This is a genomic window from Escherichia sp. MOD1-EC5189 (assembly GCF_002966045.1).
Lineage (GTDB): Bacteria > Pseudomonadota > Gammaproteobacteria > Enterobacterales > Enterobacteriaceae > Escherichia > Escherichia coli_F.
In genome coordinates this window covers 1-956 of sequence record NZ_PTRX01000096.1, presented here as the reverse complement: position 1 = coordinate 956, position 956 = coordinate 1, and the positions used below count along the sequence as shown (strand labels likewise).

At 54.6% G+C, this 956-nt stretch carries 1 protein-coding gene; it reads right to left on the bottom strand.

From position 1 onward, the window contains the following. Positions 1–956 (bottom strand): elongation factor Tu (tuf, locus tag ATB02_RS25685; protein WP_000223459.1); only part of this gene is annotated, 956 nt, incomplete at both ends.

The window sequence follows — 956 nt, the reverse complement described above, 5'->3', positions numbered from 1 at the left end:
ACAACGCCCGCGCCAACGGTACGGCCGCCTTCACGGATTGCGAAACGCAGACCGTCGTCCATCGCGATCGGGTGAATCAGGGTAACAACCATTTTGATGTTGTCGCCCGGCATTACCATCTCTACGCCTTCCGGCAGTTCGATGGTACCAGTCACGTCAGTAGTACGGAAGTAGAACTGCGGACGGTAGCCTTTGAAGAACGGAGTATGACGGCCGCCTTCATCTTTGGACAGAATGTACACTTCAGATTCGAACTTGGTGTGCGGCTTGATGGTGCCCGGCTTAGCCAGTACCTGACCACGTTCGATTTCTTCACGTTTGATACCACGCAGCAGAACACCTACGTTCTCACCAGCACGGCCTTCGTCCAGCAGTTTGCGGAACATTTCAACGCCAGTACAGGTAGACTTCTGAGTCTCTTTGATACCAACGATTTCAACTTCTTCACCAACTTTGATGATACCGCGTTCTACACGACCGGTAACAACGGTACCACGACCGGAGATGGAGAATACGTCTTCGATCGGCAGCAGGAACGGCTTGTCAATCGCACGCTCTGGTTCCGGAATGTAAGAATCCAGGAAGCCAGCCAGTTCCAGGATTTTCGCTTCCCACTCTGCGTCGCCTTCCAGCGCTTTCAGAGCAGAACCACGAACGATCGGAGTGTCGTCGCCCGGGAAGTCGTACTGAGACAGAAGTTCACGAACTTCCATTTCAACCAGTTCCAGCAGCTCTTCGTCATCAACCATGTCGCACTTGTTCAGGAACACGATGATGTACGGAACGCCTACCTGACGACCCAGCAGGATGTGCTCACGAGTCTGCGGCATCGGGCCGTCAGTCGCAGCAACTACCAGGATCGCGCCGTCCATCTGAGCAGCACCGGTGATCATGTTTTTAACATAGTCGGCGTGCCCCGGGCAGTCTACGTGTGCGTAGTGACGGGTCGGGGTGTC